17 protein-coding genes are annotated in these 19,081 nt (G+C 60.6%); 9 read left to right on the top strand and 8 right to left on the bottom strand.

The genetic code is table 11. From position 1 onward, the window contains the following. Positions 1 to 45 precede the first annotated feature (45 nt). From JNB85_RS28035 to JNB85_RS28025, 3 genes are all read left to right on the top strand, one after another. A complete protein-coding gene (locus JNB85_RS28035) occupies positions 46 to 678 on the top strand; it encodes an ArsR/SmtB family transcription factor (RefSeq protein ID WP_220337668.1) in 633 nt (210 codons plus the stop codon). Continuing rightward, positions 675 to 1,913: an MFS transporter gene (locus JNB85_RS28030; protein ID WP_220337667.1), complete on the top strand. Its 1,239-nt coding sequence runs from the start codon at positions 675 to 677 to the stop codon at positions 1,911 to 1,913. The genes JNB85_RS28035 and JNB85_RS28030 overlap by 4 nt, the downstream gene beginning before the upstream one ends. A gap of 309 nt (positions 1,914 to 2,222) precedes the next feature. Further along, complete coding sequence (locus JNB85_RS28025; RefSeq protein WP_220337666.1) at positions 2,223 to 3,053, top strand: alpha/beta fold hydrolase; 831 nt, start codon at positions 2,223 to 2,225, stop codon at positions 3,051 to 3,053. A gap of 150 nt (positions 3,054 to 3,203) precedes the next feature. On the opposite strand, the gene JNB85_RS28020 is transcribed toward JNB85_RS28025, so the two are convergent. Both JNB85_RS28020 and JNB85_RS28015 read right to left on the bottom strand, forming a co-directional pair. After that, positions 3,204 to 3,599: a GFA family protein gene (locus JNB85_RS28020; RefSeq protein WP_220337665.1), complete on the bottom strand. Its 396-nt coding sequence runs from the start codon at positions 3,597 to 3,599 to the stop codon at positions 3,204 to 3,206. Between the two features lie 141 nt (positions 3,600 to 3,740). Beyond that, positions 3,741 to 3,881 carry a hypothetical protein gene (locus JNB85_RS28015; protein WP_220337664.1) on the bottom strand — a complete coding sequence of 47 codons (141 nt, stop codon included), beginning with the start codon at positions 3,879 to 3,881 and terminating at the stop codon, positions 3,741 to 3,743. A 181-nt stretch (positions 3,882 to 4,062) separates the two neighbouring features. Here JNB85_RS28015 and JNB85_RS28010 point away from each other — a divergent pair, with 181 nt between their 5' ends. From JNB85_RS28010 to JNB85_RS28000, 3 genes are all read left to right on the top strand, one after another. Then, on the top strand, positions 4,063 to 4,812 hold the full coding sequence (locus JNB85_RS28010; protein ID WP_220337663.1) for an aminoacyl--tRNA ligase-related protein: 750 nt from the start codon (positions 4,063 to 4,065) through the stop codon (positions 4,810 to 4,812). Between the two features lie 354 nt (positions 4,813 to 5,166). Further along, entirely contained in the window at positions 5,167 to 5,646 is a 480-nt protein-coding gene (locus JNB85_RS28005; RefSeq protein ID WP_220337662.1) for an HIT family protein, read from the top strand. After that, a complete protein-coding gene (locus JNB85_RS28000; protein ID WP_220337661.1) occupies positions 5,646 to 6,404 on the top strand; it encodes an NUDIX domain-containing protein in 759 nt (252 codons plus the stop codon). Before JNB85_RS28005 ends, JNB85_RS28000 begins: the two co-directional genes overlap by 1 nt. A 63-nt stretch (positions 6,405 to 6,467) precedes the next feature. On the opposite strand, the gene tyrS is transcribed toward JNB85_RS28000, so the two are convergent. Both tyrS and JNB85_RS27990 read right to left on the bottom strand, forming a co-directional pair. Continuing rightward, positions 6,468 to 7,742 (bottom strand): tyrosine--tRNA ligase, encoded by a 1,275-nt coding sequence (gene tyrS / locus JNB85_RS27995; protein ID WP_220337660.1) that lies wholly within the window; start codon positions 7,740 to 7,742, stop codon positions 6,468 to 6,470. Between the two features lie 324 nt (positions 7,743 to 8,066). Then, positions 8,067 to 9,443 (bottom strand): class II 3-deoxy-7-phosphoheptulonate synthase, encoded by a 1,377-nt coding sequence (locus JNB85_RS27990; protein ID WP_220337692.1) that lies wholly within the window; start codon positions 9,441 to 9,443, stop codon positions 8,067 to 8,069. 259 nt (positions 9,444 to 9,702) lie between these two features. Between JNB85_RS27990 and JNB85_RS27985 the strand changes: the two genes are divergently transcribed. Continuing rightward, positions 9,703 to 10,986, top strand: coding sequence for a pilus assembly protein (locus tag JNB85_RS27985; protein ID WP_220337659.1), 1,284 nt, complete (start codon positions 9,703 to 9,705; stop codon positions 10,984 to 10,986). A gap of 33 nt (positions 10,987 to 11,019) precedes the next feature. On the opposite strand, the gene gor is transcribed toward JNB85_RS27985, so the two are convergent. The 3 genes from gor to rpiA all read right to left on the bottom strand — a co-directional run bounded on the left by gor (position 11,020) and on the right by rpiA (position 13,940). Beyond that, positions 11,020 to 12,405: a glutathione-disulfide reductase gene (gor, locus tag JNB85_RS27980; protein WP_220337658.1), complete on the bottom strand. Its 1,386-nt coding sequence runs from the start codon at positions 12,403 to 12,405 to the stop codon at positions 11,020 to 11,022. A gap of 228 nt (positions 12,406 to 12,633) precedes the next feature. After that, entirely contained in the window at positions 12,634 to 13,224 is a 591-nt protein-coding gene (locus JNB85_RS27975; RefSeq protein ID WP_220337657.1) for a DUF2059 domain-containing protein, read from the bottom strand. Positions 13,225 to 13,241: 17 nt separating this feature from the next. Continuing rightward, positions 13,242 to 13,940: a ribose-5-phosphate isomerase RpiA gene (gene rpiA, locus JNB85_RS27970; protein ID WP_220337656.1), complete on the bottom strand. Its 699-nt coding sequence runs from the start codon at positions 13,938 to 13,940 to the stop codon at positions 13,242 to 13,244. 195 nt (positions 13,941 to 14,135) lie between these two features. On the opposite strand from rpiA, the gene JNB85_RS27965 reads away from it, so the two are divergent. Further along, on the top strand, positions 14,136 to 14,870 hold the full coding sequence (locus JNB85_RS27965; RefSeq protein WP_220337655.1) for an HAD family hydrolase: 735 nt from the start codon (positions 14,136 to 14,138) through the stop codon (positions 14,868 to 14,870). Positions 14,871 to 15,165: 295 nt separating this feature from the next. Here the strand turns inward: JNB85_RS27965 and JNB85_RS27960 are convergent, their stop codons facing one another. Beyond that, positions 15,166 to 17,064, bottom strand: a complete 1,899-nt coding sequence (locus tag JNB85_RS27960) for a L,D-transpeptidase family protein (RefSeq protein WP_220337654.1) — start codon at positions 17,062 to 17,064, stop codon at positions 15,166 to 15,168. 417 nt (positions 17,065 to 17,481) lie between these two features. Here JNB85_RS27960 and fumC point away from each other — a divergent pair, with 417 nt between their 5' ends. Then, positions 17,482 to 18,873, top strand: a complete 1,392-nt coding sequence (gene fumC / locus JNB85_RS27955; RefSeq protein WP_220337653.1) for a class II fumarate hydratase — start codon at positions 17,482 to 17,484, stop codon at positions 18,871 to 18,873. The last annotated feature ends 208 nt before the right edge of the window (positions 18,874 to 19,081 follow it).

Below are 19,081 nucleotides of genomic sequence, written 5' to 3'. Positions count from 1 at the left end.
AAAGAAACTTTTGCAAAGATTCGTTTGCGGTACTAGTCTGCCGCCATGAAAACACCTGCGCCTGCGTCATCGATATCCCGCAACGTCGGCCGCGTCGTACCCGACGTCACTGCCCTGAAGGCGATTGCTCATCCGGTGCGGCTGCGCATGCTCGGCATGCTGCGTATCGATGGCCCCGCAACGGCAACGCAGCTTGCCGCACGGCTCGGCCTCAACAGCGGCGCGACGAGCTATCACTTGCGCCAACTCGCCCAATACGGCTTCATCGAGGATGCACCGGGGCCATCCCGCCGGGATCGATGGTGGAAGGCATGTCACGAGGTCACCTCGATCTCGCCCTCTGAAACCGAAGGCGAGGCCTTCGATATGGATGTTGCATTCACGCAAGCTATTCTCTCGCAGCATGCCGGCCAGATGCAGAAGGCCGTAGAAGAGTATGCCGAGCTGCCGCAGGCATGGAGGAAGGCCAGCACTGCAAGCGACGTGACCATACCGCTGACCTCTGAAAAGGCCGAAGCTCTGACGAAGCGGCTGAACGACCTCCTTATGGAGGCGATGAGCGAGGCACCGCCCCTCGGCGAGCCGCTGCCACCAGGCGCGGTGCCCTTCACGATCATGTTACATGCCTTCCCCTATCCGGGCCGTCTGCCGCATGGCGAGGAAGAGAGCGAGCCGTGAGCCGCCGCCCCTTCATCGCGCTCGCGATAGCCGAAACGCTCTCCATTTCCGGCACACGGCTATCCGGTGTCGCCATCCCCTGGCTGGTCTTGAGCACGACCGGCAGTCCCGTGCTGACCGGCCTCGTCGCCATGACGGAGATGCTGCCCTATGTCGTCGCCAAGGCTCTCGGCGGCCCCTTGATCGACCGCCTCGGCCCCAAACGCATCGCCATCATCTGCGACAGCGCCTCGGTGATCGCGGTCGGACTCGTGCCGCTGCTGCATCTTCTCGGCCTGCTCACCATTCCCATCCTGCTTCCGATCGTCTTTGCCATGGGCGTGCTGCGCGGCCCGTCGGATGCCGCCAAGCAATCCATGGTCCCCGACATCGCGGAAATCGCCTCCGTGCCTCTGGAGCGCGTAACCGGCGTCGTCGGCGCCATCGAGCGCCTGGCATCGACCGCAGGAGCAGCCGGCGCCGGCGCGCTGATTGCCCTTGTCGGGCCGAGCCAGGCTCTGGCTGTCAACGCCCTCACCTTCTGCGCCGCCGCCCTGGTCGTCGCCGCCGGAATTCCGATTTTGAAGCATGGATCGAAGGCAGAGGCGGCCGGCCTCCCTGCCTACGGCCGTGAGCTGGCCGAAGGTTGGCACTTCATGCGTCGCGACGCCGTACTGGTCGCGATCGTGCTGATGGTGGCGACGACCAACCTTCTCGATCAGGCCTACTTCGCTGTGCTGATGCCGGTGTGGACCCGGGATTCGAGCCACAGTCCGGCTCTGCTCGGTACCTTGTTCGCCGTCTTTTCCGGTGCGTCCATGATCGGTGCAGCCATTGCCGCCCTGATCGGCGAACGTATGCCGCGCCTTCTCGTCTATACGGTCGCCTTCCTGCTCACAGGCTTCCCCCGCTTCCTCGTCTTTGCTGTGGATTCGCCCCTCGCCCTGATCTTCGCAATCCTCGTGATCGGCGGCTTCGCATCGGGCTTCCTCAATCCCATCATTACGGCCGTATTATTCGAGCGCATTCCGAAGCCATTGATCGGCCGTGTCACCTCGTTGAATGCCGCCCTCTGCTGGGCGCTCATTCCCTTCGGCGGCCTTGTCGGCGGCGCGCTGATTGACGGCCTCGGCCTTTCTTCGGCACTGCTCCTGACGGGGCTCGCCTATCTCGCCGCGACGCTCGCTCTGCTGGCGCATGGAAGCTTCCGCAGCTTTGACAAGAGAAAATCTGCGGATAACCTATTGTGTTCATGAGGCTATTACGTCTTATTGCGCATTGCCGTCATCACAGCTTTGCATCAATTTACGACGGTTAGCTCGTTGCCACCGGAAGTGGGCCGGCTTGTCCTTTTCGAAGAGACGCGGAGAAGCCCACCCGAGGCGGTCATGCCCACACCTATGATTAACGCAGCATTGCATTTGAATAACGCAGCATTGCACTGACGAAAGATGCCACACGGCGGGACGTTCTTCTGGCAGGTGGGCCGCAATTGCGGCCATCACCCTGCCGAAAGACACGCTTGCCCCAACCAGTTCAACATCACCAGAAATCGGAGCCAGACCATGCCTTTCATCAAGACCGCGGACGGAACTGAAATCTTCTACAAGGATTGGGGTTCGAAGAATGCCCAACCGATCGTCTTCCATCACGGCTGGCCGCTCAGTGCAGACGATTGGGACAACCAGATGATGTTCTTCCTTGAAAAAGGTTACCGCGTCATCGCCCATGACCGCCGTGGCCACGGCCGCTCCACCCAGACCTTCGAAGGCAACGAGATGGACACCTATGCGGCCGACGTCGCCGCCCTGACCGATCATCTCGACCTGAAGAATGCCGTCCATATCGGCCATTCCACAGGTGGCGGCGAAGTCGTCCACTATGTCGCCCGCGCCAAGGAAGGCCGTGTCGCCAAGGCCGTCATCATCGGCGCCGTACCGCCTGTCATGGTCAAGTCCGACAAGAACCCGGGCGGCCTGCCGCTCGAAGTCTTCGATGGCTTTCGTGCAGCCCTCGTCGCCAATCGGGCCCAGTTCTTCCTGGATATCCCGACCGGCCCCTTCTACGGCTTCAACCGTCCGGGCGCCAAGGTCAGCCAGGGTGTCATCGAAAACTGGTGGCGTCAGGGCATGATGGGCGGCGCAAAGGCCCATTACGATTGCATCAAGGCCTTCTCGGAAACCGACTTTACCGATGATCTCACGAAGATCACCGTGCCGGTTCTCGTCATGCACGGCGATGACGACCAGATCGTTCCCTATCCCGACTCCGCGCCGCTGTCCGCCAAGCTGCTCAAGAACGGCACGCTGAAGACCTATCCCGGCTTCCCGCACGGCATGTGCACCACGCATCCTGAAGTCATCAACCCGGACCTCTTGGCCTTCATCCAGGGCTGAGTTTTCTCTCGAAGACTTGCGAAGGCGCGTCCTTGCGGCGCGCCTTTTGTTTGTGGGAGTAAAGCCTACCTGTTGGCCACGTCATCCTCGGCCTTGCGCATACCGCGCCGGAAGAACGCCGGCAGCATGCTGCTTGCCCGTCGTCAACGCTCAAGCGCGGCCCGCATGTTGCGGAAGGCCATCGGCGATCTCGTAGAAATTGCCCTTATCGGCACAGAAGATATGGTAGCCGAAGCTGAGCCCGTTCGGTTCGTCGAAAGCGCCGGCCAGGATGGAAATGACCGGTCGGCCAAGCCCCTGCCAGAACAGTGCCGAGCCGCACTGCGAGCAGAAACCGCGCCTGGCCTCATCGCTCGACTGATACCAGCGCAGGTTCTCCTCGCCGGCAATCGTGAGGGCCGAAACCGGTACGTCGGCCGCAGCATAATAAAGCCCCGTCTGCCGCCGGCACTGCGAGCAATGGCAGCCGACCACGACATCGGGTTTCTCCCGCGCTACGAAGCGCACCGCGCCGCACAGGCACCCACCCGCATGATGTTCGCTCATTTCCGTTCCCCCTGAACTATTCGGAGAGTGACGTCCGTACACCCGGCAGTCAAATCGAAAGCGCTGATCAAAGGCTTCAGGAAAGCTGATACTTTGCGCACCATCCGCCAATGCCGGCATCGATGCTGTGCCCGTGTCGGCTTAGCTTATCGGTGCGCCCTGATGGAACGCGATCTTCCAGCCCTCACCCGTGCGGCGCCAGATGCTCGAATGACGACCATTGGCCGCAATGCCGAAAGCCGATTTGACAAGCGCCAGCCCCGCAAGTACGAAGCTTGCCATGACCTCCGACAGCGCGCCCATCTCCCGTTTGAACCGCACCTGCCTGCAGGTCGCCGTTCTGTGCGCTATCGGCGGACGAGGTCTCCGCGTCCAGCCGTAACGTCCGGATGCCTGATGCGTCCGGCGAACTGCTGGACGTAAAGCCCCGTCATTCTGTTAGGCTGCCAGGGAGACAGGCACCGTGCTCAATCTTTTCAATGTCAATTCGCTCGTCCACTGGGAAGAGCGTGAAATCAACATGCGCGACCATATGGTCCGCTTCTTTTCCGAGGAAGTGCGAAGCTTCCTCCGGTCGGTCAACCCGGCCTGGGATGTCAGACGGGTCGAGGCCCCGGCGCTGACGCCGCGCGCCCTCATTTCGGGAGCCTACACCAATGCCGATATCTGGGTGCAGGAGCAACTGACTGAGACCGACATACCGCTCGTGCTGAGGCCGGAAACGACGCCCTCGACTTACGTGTACATGCAGCACATTCTCAACAATCACTCGAGAACGCGTCTGCCCCTCTGCGTCTGGCAGGCCGGCCGATCCTACCGGCGCGAACAGGAGCAGCCGACCAAGCACATGCGCCTGAAGGAATTCTGGCAGCTGGAATTCCAATGCGCCTACACAGCCGACAGCGGCAACGACTATCATGCCGCCTCGCTGGAACCCGTGCGCCGCATGATCGCCGCGCTCATCCCATTGCCGACCCGCATCGTGCCCTCCGATCGCTTGCCTGCCTACTCGCAGACGACGGTCGATGTGGAGGTCGATAACGGCGACAAATGGATGGAAGTCTGCTCGATCTCTCGCCGCACGGATTTTCCCGACCGCTACAGGACGCAGCCGAAAAAGGGACCGGCCGTCGAGCACGACGTTCTCGTCCTGGAGATCGCCATCGGCCTTGATCGCTGCGTCTATAACTGGAACATGGCAACCGGCATGTGAGGGAATGCGGGCCGGTTCATTAATAGGATCCGGCCCGCTTTTTTAAACATAGCTTTACTTATATGTATCGACGCGTTTTAGGCGACCGATTCATCTGTCAATACATGTCACCATGTAGAGACTGCTCATGGAGATCGTGGAAGATCGAACACCATTTGTCCATTGCATCGCCGTATGTTCATCACCAGGAAATATTGGATCTCCGCCCTGCCTTCGCTCCCGGAAAGAGACGGTATTTCGATGCATCCGTAATCTGCCAATACGCGAAAGTCACTTCCCCTTGCCTTGCCGAAGCTTGTCATGGTCGGCCACAGTGCGAATCCGCGCAAGCGCCAAGCGATGGAGAAACAGTCCTTGGAAATCCCCGAACAATTTCTAGTATCCGAAACATCAGCATGGTTGGTGAACCATCGCATCAATTCCGCCCTTCCCGGCTACCTCATGGTCAGCTCCCGAACTTTTACCAACGATCTCTCGGATCTGTCGGTCGAAGCCCTCGCCGAATTCGGTCCGCTACTGGCGAAAGCACAGAAGGCGCTTGGTAAGGTACTCGGCGCAAAACGCGTCTACATCGGCCGCTACGGCCATGCGCCAGGACTTTCCATCCACTTCCACATCATCCCGGTCTATGACTGGGTGGAGGCGCTCTTCTGGCAGGACGAGCGTTACCGTCTGCTCCAGACCTTCGCCGAAGGCCCCGGCGAAACCGCGACCGACGGAGCCGAACTGACCTTCTTCATCTGGCGGGAATTTTGCGAGAAAGCCGAGCCGCCGCCGATTCAGGGACCATCCGTGGCCGAGGCCGTTGAACTGCTGAGAAAGGCGATGCACTGATGATGTTAGCAGACGAAGCCTTCAGCATTCCCGTCGACCAAATTCACTGCCGCCTTGCGGGAGAATTTAAGCTTTCAGAAATGGTTGAGGCGGAACGGAAATCGGGTTGGGATCGCTTCCTTGCCGGACACCCCGCCGCTTTCGACGGCCGGCTCCTGCGCATGGCTGCCTATGGGATCGAGAGTGGCCGGCTGAACATCACCGCTAACAGCACATGCTTTTCCGCTTACGTGGTGACGCGCCATGCCGGCTTTGCCGAGGAGCATCCCCAGACCAAGCGTGCCGATCCCCTTGGGCTCACTGTCGTTCTGATAACTGCGGACCAGCAGGTGATCGTCACGAAACGCAGCCTCACCGCCGAGCAGAACCCCGGTGCCCTCTATTTCGTCGGCGGTTATGCGGAGCCCGCGGCCGGCGAAGAGATCGACCTCTTCGAGGAAGCTGCCCGTGAACTCGCCGAGGAAATCGCCGTCACCGATATCGAGCGCTCGGACGCTGTCGCAATCGGCCTCGCCTATGATCCCGTCTTCTGCCATCCGGAGCTTTTCCTGGTGGCCGCAAGCCGATCCACCGCCGCCGAAATCCTCGACGGCGCCCGTCACGCGCCGGACCGTAACGAGGCGGCCAGGCTCTTCGCATCACCGCTGAGTGACATCCTGAACGACGACGATTTTCTGCCAGGCGCTCCGCGCACTTGGAGCTTCCTCAAGGCCCAATCCTTCCTGCAGCACCATTTCCGTCAGCGTCACTCCCTGTAGCCAGGGAGCGGGTTCTGTTCATCACATCATCGGCGGTGATTAATGGAGCCCGCCACTGACGCTTCATGATTCCGGCTGCAACAGCACGTGCTTCTTGCGGCCGGCCGACAGGCGGATGACGCCGCCCTCCATATCCGCATGACCGAGCCGCATGGTTTCATCGCCGACGCCACGGCTGTTGACCCGCACGCCACCGCCAAGGATCAGCCGGCGCGCCTCGCTTTTCGATTTGGCAAGTCCGGCGCTCACAAGCGCGTCCGGCAGCGGCAGGCCCTCACGAAGCGCCTCGCCGGCCACCGTGATCGTCGGCAGGCCGGCAGGCGTCTCGCCCTCTTCGAACATACGCCGCGATGTCGCGGCGGACTCTGCCGCCGCATCTGCACCATGGCAGAGCCGTGTCACCTCATCGGCAAGCATCTTTTTCGCCACGTTGATCTCCGAGCCGCGCAACGCCTCCAAACGCGCGATCTCGTCGAGCGGCAGTTCGGTAAAGAGCCGCAGGAAGCGGCCGACATCGGCATCCAAGGTATTGCGCCAGAACTGCCAGAATTCGTAAGGCGACAGCCGCTCGGCGTTCAGCCAGACCGCGCCCGATGCACTCTTGCCCATCTTCGCGCCCGACGCCGTCGTCAAGAGCGGTGCCGTCAATCCGAACAATGTCCGCCCTCTCGCACGCCGGCCGAATTCCACGCCGCTGAGGATATTGCCCCATTGGTCCGAACCACCGAGCTGCAGCAGGCAGCCATGCGTTTCGGCAAGCACATGAAAGTCATATCCCTGCATAACCATGTAGTTGAATTCGAGCAGCGAGAGTGATTGCTCCCGCTCCAGCCGTTGGCGCACGCTGTCGGAAGTCAACATCCGGTTGACGGAGAAATGCGGGCCGACATCGCGCAGGAAATCCAGGTATTTAAGGCTGCCGAGCCAATCGGCATTGTTGACCATGAGCGCATCGGTCGGCCCCTCGCCGAAGCTCAGAAACCGTTCGAAAATGCGCCGGATGCCGGCGAGATTGCCGGCGATCTGCTCTTCGCTGAGCAAGGGACGCGACGTATCTCGAAAGCTCGGATCGCCGAGGCGCGTGGTCGCTCCGCCCATCAGCGCGATCGGCCTGTTACCGGTCCTCTGAAACCAGCGCAGCATCATGATGGGGATGAGATGCCCGACATGCAGGCTGTCGGCCGTCAGGTCGAAGCCGTTATAGGCTGTGCCGGTCCCGGCGCTGAGCCTGATGTCAAGCTCTTCGAGGTCGGTGCATTGGTGGATAAATCCGCGTTCCGAGAGAACATGCAGAAACGCCGATCGAAGCTTGGTGGAAGGCTGGAAATTGGTGGTCATAAGGGTCTCCATGGGGCCGATCAGGCCGGAGACCTTTTGCTGAAACACGACGCCGCCGACCGTGCGGCGTTTCTGACATCAAATAGATGACCGTCGCCGCTCTATGGGAGCAGCGCGTAATACAGGCCGGAAAGGGTCGGTATATGGGTCATGCAGCTTGAATACATGGCGGGCGGTTTGACCGCAAGGATCCGTGTTCTCCCCAAGGATTTGGGCAAGCTGGGTCGTATGCGACGCACAGAGATGAGGAGTTGGGTCCTCATAGGCAGAAAAAAGCCCGGTACGAGCCGGGCTTCTCTACTCGCTATCGCTATTCGCTCTGCCTTACGCGTTGGCAGCAGCCATCCGCTTCTCGTCGCGGCCGCCCTTCATGCGCTCTGCCAGCAAAAACGCCAGCTCCAGCGCCTGATCGGCGTTGAGGCGCGGGTCGCAATGGGTGTGGTAGCGGTCCTGCAGGTCCTCGGCGGTGACGGCGCGGGCGCCGCCGGTGCATTCGGTCACGTCCTTGCCGGTCATCTCGATATGGATGCCGCCGGGATGCGTGCCTTCGGCGCGGTGGATCTGGAAGAAGCTTTCGACTTCTGAGAGGATGCGCTCGAAGGGACGCGTCTTGTAGCTGTTGAGTGTAATCGTGTTGCCATGCATCGGATCGCAGGACCAGACGACCTTCTTGCCCTCGCGCTCGACGGCGCGGATGAGCTTCGGCAGGTTGTCGGCGACCTTGTCATGGCCGAAGCGGCAGATCAGCGTCAGGCGGCCGGCTTCGTTGGCCGGATTCAGCGCGTCGATCAGCTCGATCAGGTTGTCGGGCTGCAGCGACGGGCCGCATTTCAGGCCGATCGGGTTCTTGATGCCGCGGAAATATTCCACATGCGCGTGGTCAAGCTGGCGTGTGCGGTCGCCGATCCAGATCATGTGGCCAGAGGTCGCGTACCAGTCACCGGAGGTGGAATCGACACGGGTGAGCGCCTCTTCGTAGCCAAGCAGCAGCGCTTCGTGGCTGGTGAAGAAATCGGTCTCGCGCAGGCTCGGATTGTTGTCCGAAGTGATGCCGATCGCCTTCATGAAATCCATGGTCTCGCTGATGCGGTCGGCAAGCTTGCGGTAACGCTCGCCCTGCGGGCTGTCCTTGACGAAACCGAGCATCCACTTATGCACGTTTTCGAGATTGGCGTAGCCGCCCATGGCGAAGGCGCGCAAGAGGTTCAAGGTCGCTGCGGACTGGCGGTAGGCGTCGAGCTGGCGCTCCGGGCTCGGGATACGGGCTTCCGGCGTAAATTCGATACCGTTGACGATATCGCCGCGATAGCTTGGCAAGGAAACGCCATTCTGCGTTTCCATCGGGGCCGAACGCGGCTTGGCAAACTGGCCGGCGATGCGGCCGACCTTCACGACGGGAAGCTGAGCGCCGAAGGTCAGCACGACAGCCATCTGCAGGAAGGCGCGGAAGAAGTCTCTGATATTGTCGGCGCCATGTTCCAGGAAGCTTTCGGCGCAATCGCCGCCCTGCAGCAGGAAGGCATTACCTTCGGCCACGTTGGCGAGCGCGCTCTTCAGGCGGCGGGCTTCCCCGGCAAAAACGAGCGGCGGATAGGTGGAAAGCACGGCCTCCGTCGCCGCCAGTGCAGCCGCGTCGGGATATTCCGGAACCTGCTGGATCGGCTTGCTCCGCCAGCTGCTCGGGGTCCAATTCTGTGCCATGTCGCTCATCTGCTTCCCCATCCGGTTTGCTCCCGGATGCCTGCCCGTTAAATAATCCGGCGGCTTATAAACCTTTCACCTCCCCTTGCCTAGTAGGGCACTCGGCCGCCCTCGGAGTGTTTCCGTCAGCCGCTCGCAGTTCCATTCCGACCACACTGACATGATGTCGAATCGGCGTTAAGCCGGTATATACCATGCTATTTTCCAGCTAATTTAGATTTCCTATGTACAGAATACCCTAATAAACTAGGGGTATGAGATGGGCATCCTTTCGTCCGCTTTCCTGTCGGACCGGTCCGGCAATTTCGGCATCATGACGGCACTGCTGATGGTGCCGCTGGTCGGCACTGCCGGACTGGCGCTGGACTATGCCCATGCGCTGAGCCTGCGCACCGAGCTCTATGCCGCAGCCGATGCCGCAGCTGTCGGGTCGATTTCCGAAAAATCGGATGCGGTGGCAGCTGCCATGACCATGCAGGGTAACGGCACCATCTCGGTCGCCAAGACGGATGCCCGCAACATCTTCTTCTCGCAGATGTCCGGCGAACTGGCCTCGGTGCCGGTGAATTTGAGCATCGATGTCACCAAGACGGCCAACAAGCTCAATTCGAAGGTCACTTTCAGCGCCTCCGTGCCCACAACCTTCATGCATGTCCTCGGCCGGGATTCGATTACTGTATCGGGCACGGCGACGGCGGAATATCAGACCGCGTCGTTCATGGATTTCTTCATTCTGCTCGACAATACGCCCTCCATGGGTGTCGCGGCGACTCCGACCGGCGTTTCCAAACTGGAGGCCAAGACCGGCTGCGCCTTTGCCTGTCACCAGATGGACCAGAGCACCAATAATTACACGATCGCCAAGAGCCTCGGCGTTGCCATGCGCATCGACGTGGTGCGCCAGGCAACCCAGGCGTTGACCGACACCGCCAAGACCGAACGCGTAAGCGCCGATCAGTTCCGCATGGGCGTCTACACCTTCGGTACCAAGGCCGAGGACGCCAAACTGACGACGATATCGGGCCTCACCTCCGATCTGACGCAGGTGAAGAACTATACCGACGCCGTCGATTTGATGACCATTCCCTATCAGAACTACAACAAAGACCAGCTCACCAGCTTCGACAGCGCCATGACGCAGATGAATACCATCATCGATCCCTCGGGCGACGGAACGTCGAATACCAGTCCGGAAAAGATCCTGTTCTTCGTGTCGGATGGCGTCGGGGACAGCTACAAGCCCTCGACATGCACCAAGAAGACGACCGGCGGCCGCTGTCAGGAACCGATCGACATCTCTCTTTGCAAGCCGCTGAAGGATCGCGGCGTCAAGATCGCCGTGCTTTACACCACCTATCTGCCGCTGCCGAGCAACAACTGGTACAATGACTGGATCAAGCCCTTCCAGAACGAGATACCCACGCGCATGGCCGCCTGCGCCTCGCCCGGCCTCTATTTCGAGGTGTCGCCGACCGAGGGCATTGCCGATGCCATGAAGGCGCTGTTCCTGAAGGTCATTCGCGCGCCGCGCCTGACGAGCTGACCAGCTGCGGCAGGCGCCTTTTATTGTAAGGGATCAAACGCGCTGTCCGTCCTTGATCCTGTAGCTCGGCGCATACATGGTCACCAGCTCCTCGGCGGCCGTCGGGTGCAGCGCCATGGTGCGGTCGAAATCATCCTTGGTGCAGCCGGCCTTCAGCGTGATGCCGAGAAGCTGCGCCATCTCGCCTGCATCGTGGCCGAGGATATGGGCGCCGACAACCTTGCGGCTTGCGGCGTCGACGATCAGCTTCATGATCATCTTCTCGGCCCGGCCGGATAATGTGGCCTTCAGCGGCCGGAACTGGGCACGATAGACTTCCAGCTCATGGTAACGCTTGCCTGCCTCTTCCTCTGACAGACCGACCGTGCCGATCTCCGGCTGTGAGAAGACGGCGGTCGGTATCAGGTCGTAGTCCGGCTTGGTCGGATTGTTCTTGTACTCTGTCTCGATGAAGCACATGGCCTCGTGGATCGCGACCGGCGTCAGCTGTACCCTGTCGGTGACATCGCCGAGCGCATAAATGTTCTCGATATTGGTGCGCGAATAATCGTCGACGATGACGGCACCGCGCTCGTTCACCGCAACACCCGCTTTTTCGAGCCCCAGCCCTTTCGTGTTCGGATCCCGGCCGAGCGCCAGCATGACGATACCGGCATTGAGCGTCTCGCCCTTCATCGTCTCGATGATGAGGCCATTTTCGCCCTTTGTTACCTTCTCCATCACATCCTGGCAGAGGATGCGGATACCCTTGGCGACCATGGCTTCGTGCAGGCCGCGACGCAGGTCTTCGTCGAAGCGCGAAAGGATCTCGGCGCCGCGATAGATCAGCGTCGTCTCGACGCCGAGTCCGTGGAAGATATTGGCGAATTCGACGGCGATGTAGCCGCCGCCAGCGATCAGGATCGATTTCGGCAGCTCTTCCAGATGGAAGGCTTCGTTGGAGGAAATGCAGAGTTCGTGGCCGGGCAGCGCGCCGTGCGGGTTCGGCCTGCCGCCGGTCGCAATCACGATGGTCCTCGCGGTGACTGTTTTTCCGGTCTTCAGCAGCCTGATCGTATGCGCGTCGACGAGTTCGGCCCGCGTCTCCAGTATCTCGGCATTGGCCCCGGCAAGCCCCTTTTTATAGAGCCCTTCCAGCCGCGCGATCTCGCCGTCCTTGGCGGCCACGAGCTTTTTCCAGTCGAACGAGCTTTCGCCGACCGTCCAGCCGAAGCCGGCCGCATCCTCGAAATGCTCGTGGAACTGCGAGGCATAGACGAAGAGCTTCTTCGGCACGCAGCCGCGGATCACGCAGGTGCCGCCGTAGCGATATTCCTCGGCGATCGCCACCTTCTTGCCGAGCGAGGCCGCAACGCGCGCGCTGCGTACGCCCCCTGAACCGCCGCCGATGACGAAGAGGTCGTAGTCGAAGGATGGCATGATGATCTCCGGAGGGAATCGCTGGATGGGTCGTTCACATATAGAGCAATTCCAGCAGAAGTGTGCGCGGTTCTGCGTCCGGAATTGCATAAGGATAAATAGAGCAATTCCAGCAGAAGTATGCAGCGGTTCTGCGCCCGGAATTGCGTGAGAACAAAGAGATAGGGGCAGCGCCACAAAAACAAAAGCCCGGACGAGGCCGGGCTTTTGGCGAAATGAAGGATGGTCTTATTTCTTGGCAGGTGCCGGAGCAGCGGGAGCAGCCGGCGCTGCTGCCGGAGCCGGCTGTGCCGGGCTGTCGGTTGCCGGTGGCGGAGCCTTGATGACCTTGGAAAGCTCGGCATTGCTCTGCTTTTGGAGGTCGCGGGAAATGCCCTGCGCCCAGATATCGGCAGCCTTGGCGGTTTCACGCGAAGCGACCGGGCCATCACGCAACAGCTTCTTGCCGACGTCGGAATTGTAGAAATCGGCAATCGCCTTCAGTTCGTCCACCGTGAAGGCCTTGGCATAGGTCAGGGCGGCTTCCTTCTCGAGGTCGGCGCGGCGCGGCGCCAGAGCCAGCGCCTGGGCATCGACGGTCGCGGAAATGACATCCTGGTAGTTCGGCGAATCCTGGATGAGGCCGGCCTTCAGACGCTCTGCCAGACCCGGCAGGATATTGTCGTACTGGGTGGTCGCGCCGATTGCGTCCATGGCCGCGCGGGCAGCCTTCAGCTGCTCCTCTGAAACTTCCTGCGCTCTTGCGGCAGAGCCGAAGGCAAGCCCGGAAAGAACGATGGTCGCAGCGGCAAGACGGCCAAGACCTGCAATGTTCATCATGAGTTTCTATGCTCCTGTTATCTGTTTGCCTGCAGCGTGCGGGCGCCTGCAGGACCGGCAATGATCGCAAGCGCCGCCATATTGATGAAAAGCCCGTGCTCCACGACACCGGGGATGGAATTCAGCTCCCTCGAAAGCGCCTCTGCATCAGGAATGCGGCCAAAAGATGCATCGATGATGTGATGTCCGCCGTCGGTGGTAAACTCTCCGTCACCGGACTGACGCAACGTCAGTTCGCCGGAAAGACCAAGGCGCGAGGCGGTCCTTTCGATCGCGATACGCGTTGAAACGAGGCCGAAGGGGTTGACCTCGATCGGCAGCGCGAAAGCGCCGAGCGTCTGCACAAGCTTGCTTTCATCGGCAATGACGATCATCCGCGCCGAGGCTGCTGCAACGATCTTTTCGCGCAGCAGAGCGCCGCCGCCACCCTTGATCAGCCGAAGCGCCTGATCGACCTCGTCGGCGCCGTCGATGGTGAGATCGAGCTGCGGCAGCTCATCCAGCGATTTAAGGGGAACGCCGAGCTCGACGCAGAGCCGCGCCGTGCGCTCGGACGTCGGCACGCCCTCGACCTTGAAACCGGCAGCAACCTTTTCGGCGAGCAGACGAACAAATTCCTCAGCCGTGCTCCCCGTCCCGATTCCGAGGCGCATGCCATACTCGACATGGACGAGTGCGGCCTCGGCGGCCTTGATCTTCATTTCGCGGGCATCCATGCGCCGCCAGCTCCTGATATTGCGTTGGATGTGCTGTTTACACGGCTCGTATTGCAAACGAAAGCCAAAATCATCGTCTTGCGATTGAAAGCCGCGCGTTTCGGCTGCGGCTTTTCTGTCTGCCGTCCCCGACGTTGCTTTTCGTCTGTTCATCGCCTACTCCCTGAGAATCCTATCCCGCACAGAGGCACCACTTTGACCACCGCTCGCGAAAATGCCGGCCAGGCTCTTCTCAAGAACAAAGGCCTCGTCGTCTTCGATCTCGATGGCACGCTGCTCGACACGCATGTCGATCTCGTCGAAAGCCTGAACTACACGATCGCAGCGCTGGATCTTGAGCCCGTCACCTATGACGACCTCACGCACCTTGTCGGCCAGGGTGCCCGTGTGATGATCGAACGCGCCTGCAAGCTGCAGGGAAAACCGATCTCGCAGGAAGAGCTGCCGGCGCTGGTGGAGCGTTTCGTTGTTCATTATAGTGCAAACATGCCCGGTCATACCGAGCCCTACCCCGGCCTCGTCGCTGCCATGGACCGCCTGAAGGCATCGGGCTATCGCCTCGCCGTCTGCACCAACAAGCTGGAGGGCTTGGCGACCGGGCTGATCGAAAAGCTCGGCCTGACGCATTACTTCGACGCCATCACCGGCGGCGATACTTTCGAGCATCGCAAGCCGGACGCACGGCACCTGACCGGCACGATCGAACGCGCCGGCGGCAATGTGTCCCGCACGGTGATGGTCGGCGACAGCATCAACGATATTGCGGTGGCCAAGAATGCCGAGGTGCCTTCGATTGCTGTTCCTTTCGGCTATTCGGATGTGCCGGTGTCGAGTTTGGACCCGGATGTGCTCATCACGCACTATGATGAATTGACGGTGGAATTGGTGGAAAGTTTGCTGAAGGGATCTGCGGCGAAGGTTGCTGTTTAAAGGCTGATAGAGCAGACCAAGGCGTTGGCGCTCCTGGCCCCCTCATCCGCCTGCCGGTACCTTCTGCCCGATGGGTAGAAGGGACTTGTGGCAACGCCTCTCCTATCCTATTCCCAAACGGTGTTCATGAAAACTGAACCGTGCGGCTTGCTCCCCCTTCGCCCCTGCGGGGAGACGGTGCCCGAAGGGCGGATGAGGGGGCCACAGGGCACACCCTCTCATTCTCAATTCTCACCCTCGAATACAAAACGGGCGGCCCGAAGACCGCCCGCTGAATCCCATCAAACGCCAAGCGTCAGATCTGCGCCTCACGCGACTTCGTCGTCACATCGAACGCCTTGTTCACATAAGCATCGCGGCCATAAACGTCGTCGAAATATTCGATCACGCCATCCTTGTTCGGCCATGCCGTGAAATAGGACACATAGACCGGGATCTTCTGCGGCACCTTCACGGCATGGTTCTGGCCGGTGGCGATCTGCTTGGCGACCTCATCGACCGTCGTACCGAGAACGGCAGCCGCCATCGCGCGCGGATCCGAAAGACGCACGCAGCCGTGGCTGAGCGCACGCATGTCACGCTTGAAGAAGCTCTTCGAGGGTGTGTCGTGCATGTAGATGGCGTGGCTGTTCGGGAACAGGATCTTCAATTCGCCCAGCGCATTGTCGCTACTCGGGGGCTGACGCACGGAGATGTTCTGCGTCGAACCATACCAGTCGACGCTGGAAGACGGAACGGCGCGGCCGCCGACTTCAACCTCGTAGCCCATCTGGTCCAGATAGTTCGGGTCGGAGCGCAGCTTCGGCAACATCTCGTTGATGATGATCGACTGCGGCACGCCCCAGAACGGGTTGAACTCGACCGTTTCGATCTCGTCGTCGAAGAAATAGGTCTGATTGTTCTTGCCGCCGACGACGGTGCGCATCGCAAGCTGCTGCTTCGAGTCGTTATAGTAATAGGCCATGAAAGCCGGCTGGTTGATCATCACATAGCGCGGGCCGAGATCCTCAGGCAGCCAGCGCGCCTGTTCCATGGCGACGACGAGCTTGTCGATCTTGGAAGCGTTGGTGTCGCCGCCGGTCATGGTGCGCACGGTTGCCTGGCCGATCACACCGTCAGGCTTCAGCCCATGTTCCTTCTGGAAGTCCTCGACCAGCGACACGATCTCCGGCGAATAGTCGCTGCCACCGGTATAGGACGCAAACGTTGCCGCATGGGCGGTCTTCAGATCTTCCGAACCATTCTTCTGGATCGCCTTGACGATGTTGGCGACTTCCGGCGAGCTGTCGCCGGGACGCAGCAGGCCGTCGAGCGAAATCGTGATCGGCGCTTCATTGCCGCCGTCGGCAGCGCGCAGCTTGGCAAGCTCCGCCTTCAGCGCCAGGAACTGCGCGCTGTCGGGGTTGCGGCTGGAAAGATAGGCGGCAACATCCGGGCTCATGCGGGAGAGCTTCAGCACCGGATCGAGCTTGACGACCTTGCGCTGGAAATCGTGGTAGCCGGAGAGCTTGTTGGGGTCGACACGGCCGCGCGTCGTGTCCTGCACATAGGCGAGAACCTTGGAGGAAAGCGCGAGTTCGAACTGCGTCAGCGCCCGGTCGCGAACATCGGGAGCCGGATTGGCCGGATCGATCCTCGGCTCGGAGACGGCATAATCGGCCGGATCGAGGCCGACGCTTGCCGCATCGGCAAGCACGGTCAGGGCAGCCTTGCCGCGCTCGTTGACGCCCTCGCCGGACACCCAGATGAGCGGGTTCTTGCCGTCGCCATAATAGGCCTGCAGGGCCTTGGCGACATCGGCATTGGCGCGAACCTTGGCTTCCGTCAGGAAGTGGCGCTGCGGAGCGCCGTCTGTCGTGGCCGAGCCGGAGACGTCGGCGACCGCGCCGGTCACGACAGGATCGGCAAACTTCGTCGTATCGACGAGCTGCAGCGTCTCAGCCTTGTAGGTGTAGTAGCGCGGGCTGGAAACCTTTGGCATCGCTGCTTCCGGATCGATATCGCCACCAAGACCGTTGCGATTGCCGGGATTGCCGCGAACCGGAGCCGAAGGGTCCATGATGATGGTGCTCTGGCCGCTTCTTGCCCGGTCGCCGCGCAGCATGTCCATCAGCGTATAGGCATGCGCAGGAACCGCGCCCATCACGCAGGAAAGTGCCAATGCGGAAACCGCGCTTTTCAAAACGAACTTCATCTTGTTTTCCAGTTCCAGTATCATGCTGTTGTCGAGCAAAAAGGCTCAGATCAATTCTTTCAGAATTCCCGGCAGCCGCGGCCCATTCATCAGAAACCGGCCCGCGCAGCCAGCGCTTTCAGCTCAACTTTGTGTGACGGGGTCGAACGCATGCGCCGCTCGTCAGTTCACACAAAATTATGAAATTATTAGTTAATTTTTTACCGAATTTTCCGGCTTGAGAAAGGGCGCTTTCCGCTGCTCTTTGCATTAATTTCCTGGCGTGGCCGAAACAACACGCTGAAATAGGCCAATAAACATGACAATGGCTTTCAATATTTCGCGCTGTGTCCGGTTTTCTTGGAAAGCTTTCCACCCTATAAGTCCTTCATCTTCAAAGACTGCCCTTAACAGCATGTGACAGGAAGGCACGAAGCCATGAGTTCCACCCGCACCGAAACCGATACATTTGGCCCGATCGAGGTCGCCAGCGACCGTTATTGGGGCGCGCAGGCGCAGCGTTCTCTCGGCAATTTCAAGATCGGCTGGGAAAAGCAGCCGCTCTCGATCGTGCGTGCGCTCGGTATCGTCAAGCAGGCGGCAGCACGCGCCAACATGGCGCTCGGCCAGCTCGATCCCAGCATTGGCAAACCTATCGTGGATGCCGCCCAGGAAGTGATCGACGGCAAGCTGAACGACCATTTCCCGCTGGTCGTCTGGCAGACGGGTTCCGGCACGCAATCCAACATGAACGCCAATGAGGTAATCTCCAATCGTGCCATAGAAATGCTGGGCGGCGTCATGGGTTCCAAGAAGCCGGTGCACCCGAACGATCATGTCAATATGAGCCAATCGTCGAACGACACCTACCCGACGGCCATGCACATCGCCTGCGCCGAACAGATCGCCCACCACCTCCTGCCTTCGCTGAAGCACCTGCATGCCGCCCTCGACATGAAGGTCACGGAATTCAGCCACATCATCAAGATCGGGCGCACGCATACGCAGGATGCGACGCCGCTGACGCTGGGTCAGGAGTTTTCGGGCTACGCCGCGCAGGTGGGCTCGGCCATCAAGCGTATCGAAATGACCCTGCCCGGGCTTTGCGAGCTTGCCCAGGGCGGCACCGCAGTCGGCACCGGGTTGAATGCGCCGGTCGGTTTTGCCGAGAGGGTTGCCGAAGAGATCGCCGCCATCACCGGCATGCCTTTCGTGACGGCGCCGAACAAGTTCGAGGCGCTCGCCTCGCATGATTCGATGGTCTTCGCTCACGGCGCCATAAACGCGGCCGCCGCCGCCCTCTTCAAGATCGCCAACGACATCCGTCTGCTCGGCTCCGGCCCGCGCTCCGGCCTCGGCGAACTGGCGCTGCCGGAAAACGAGCCAGGCTCATCGATCATGCCCGGCAAGGTGAACCCCACTCAGTGCGAAGCGCTGACGCAGGTCTGCATCCATGTCTTCGGCAACCACGCAGCGCTGACCTTCGCCGACAGCCAGGGTCATTTCGAGCTCAACGTCTACAATCCGATGATGGCTTATAATTTCCTGCAATCGGTCCAACTCCTCGGCGACGCCGCCGTCTCTTTCACCGACAATTGCGTTGTCGGCATCGAGGCCCGCGAGGACAATATCAAGGCCGGCCTCGAGCGCTCACTGATGCTGGTGACCGCACTCGCCCCGAAGATCGGCTACGACGCGGCCGCCAAGATCGCCAAGACGGCGCATAAGAACGGAACGACGCTGAAGGAAGAAGCCTTGGCGAGCGGGCTGGTGACCTCGGAAGAATATGACGCGATCGTCCGCCCGGAGACGATGATCAGCCCGAAATAACCCCTCTTCCGTCATGCTCGGGCTTGTCCCGAGCAGCTGCTGCCGACCGATACTTAGCTGGATGCGTAGCAGATCCTCGGCACAAGGCCGAGGATGACGCCCAGTAGAGAGAGGCGCCTAAAAAACAAACCCGGCTCAGCGGCTTTTTGCTTTAAAGGATATGCCGAGGCACCGTGCCCACCGCGGCATTTTCGCCATCAATCCCGCG

It is taken from the genome of Rhizobium mesosinicum (assembly GCF_019511345.1).
In the GTDB taxonomy this organism is placed as follows: domain Bacteria; phylum Pseudomonadota; class Alphaproteobacteria; order Rhizobiales; family Rhizobiaceae; genus Rhizobium; species Rhizobium mesosinicum.
The sequence above is the reverse complement of the archived record's forward strand: the minus strand, read 5'-3'. Positions and strand labels throughout refer to the sequence as shown.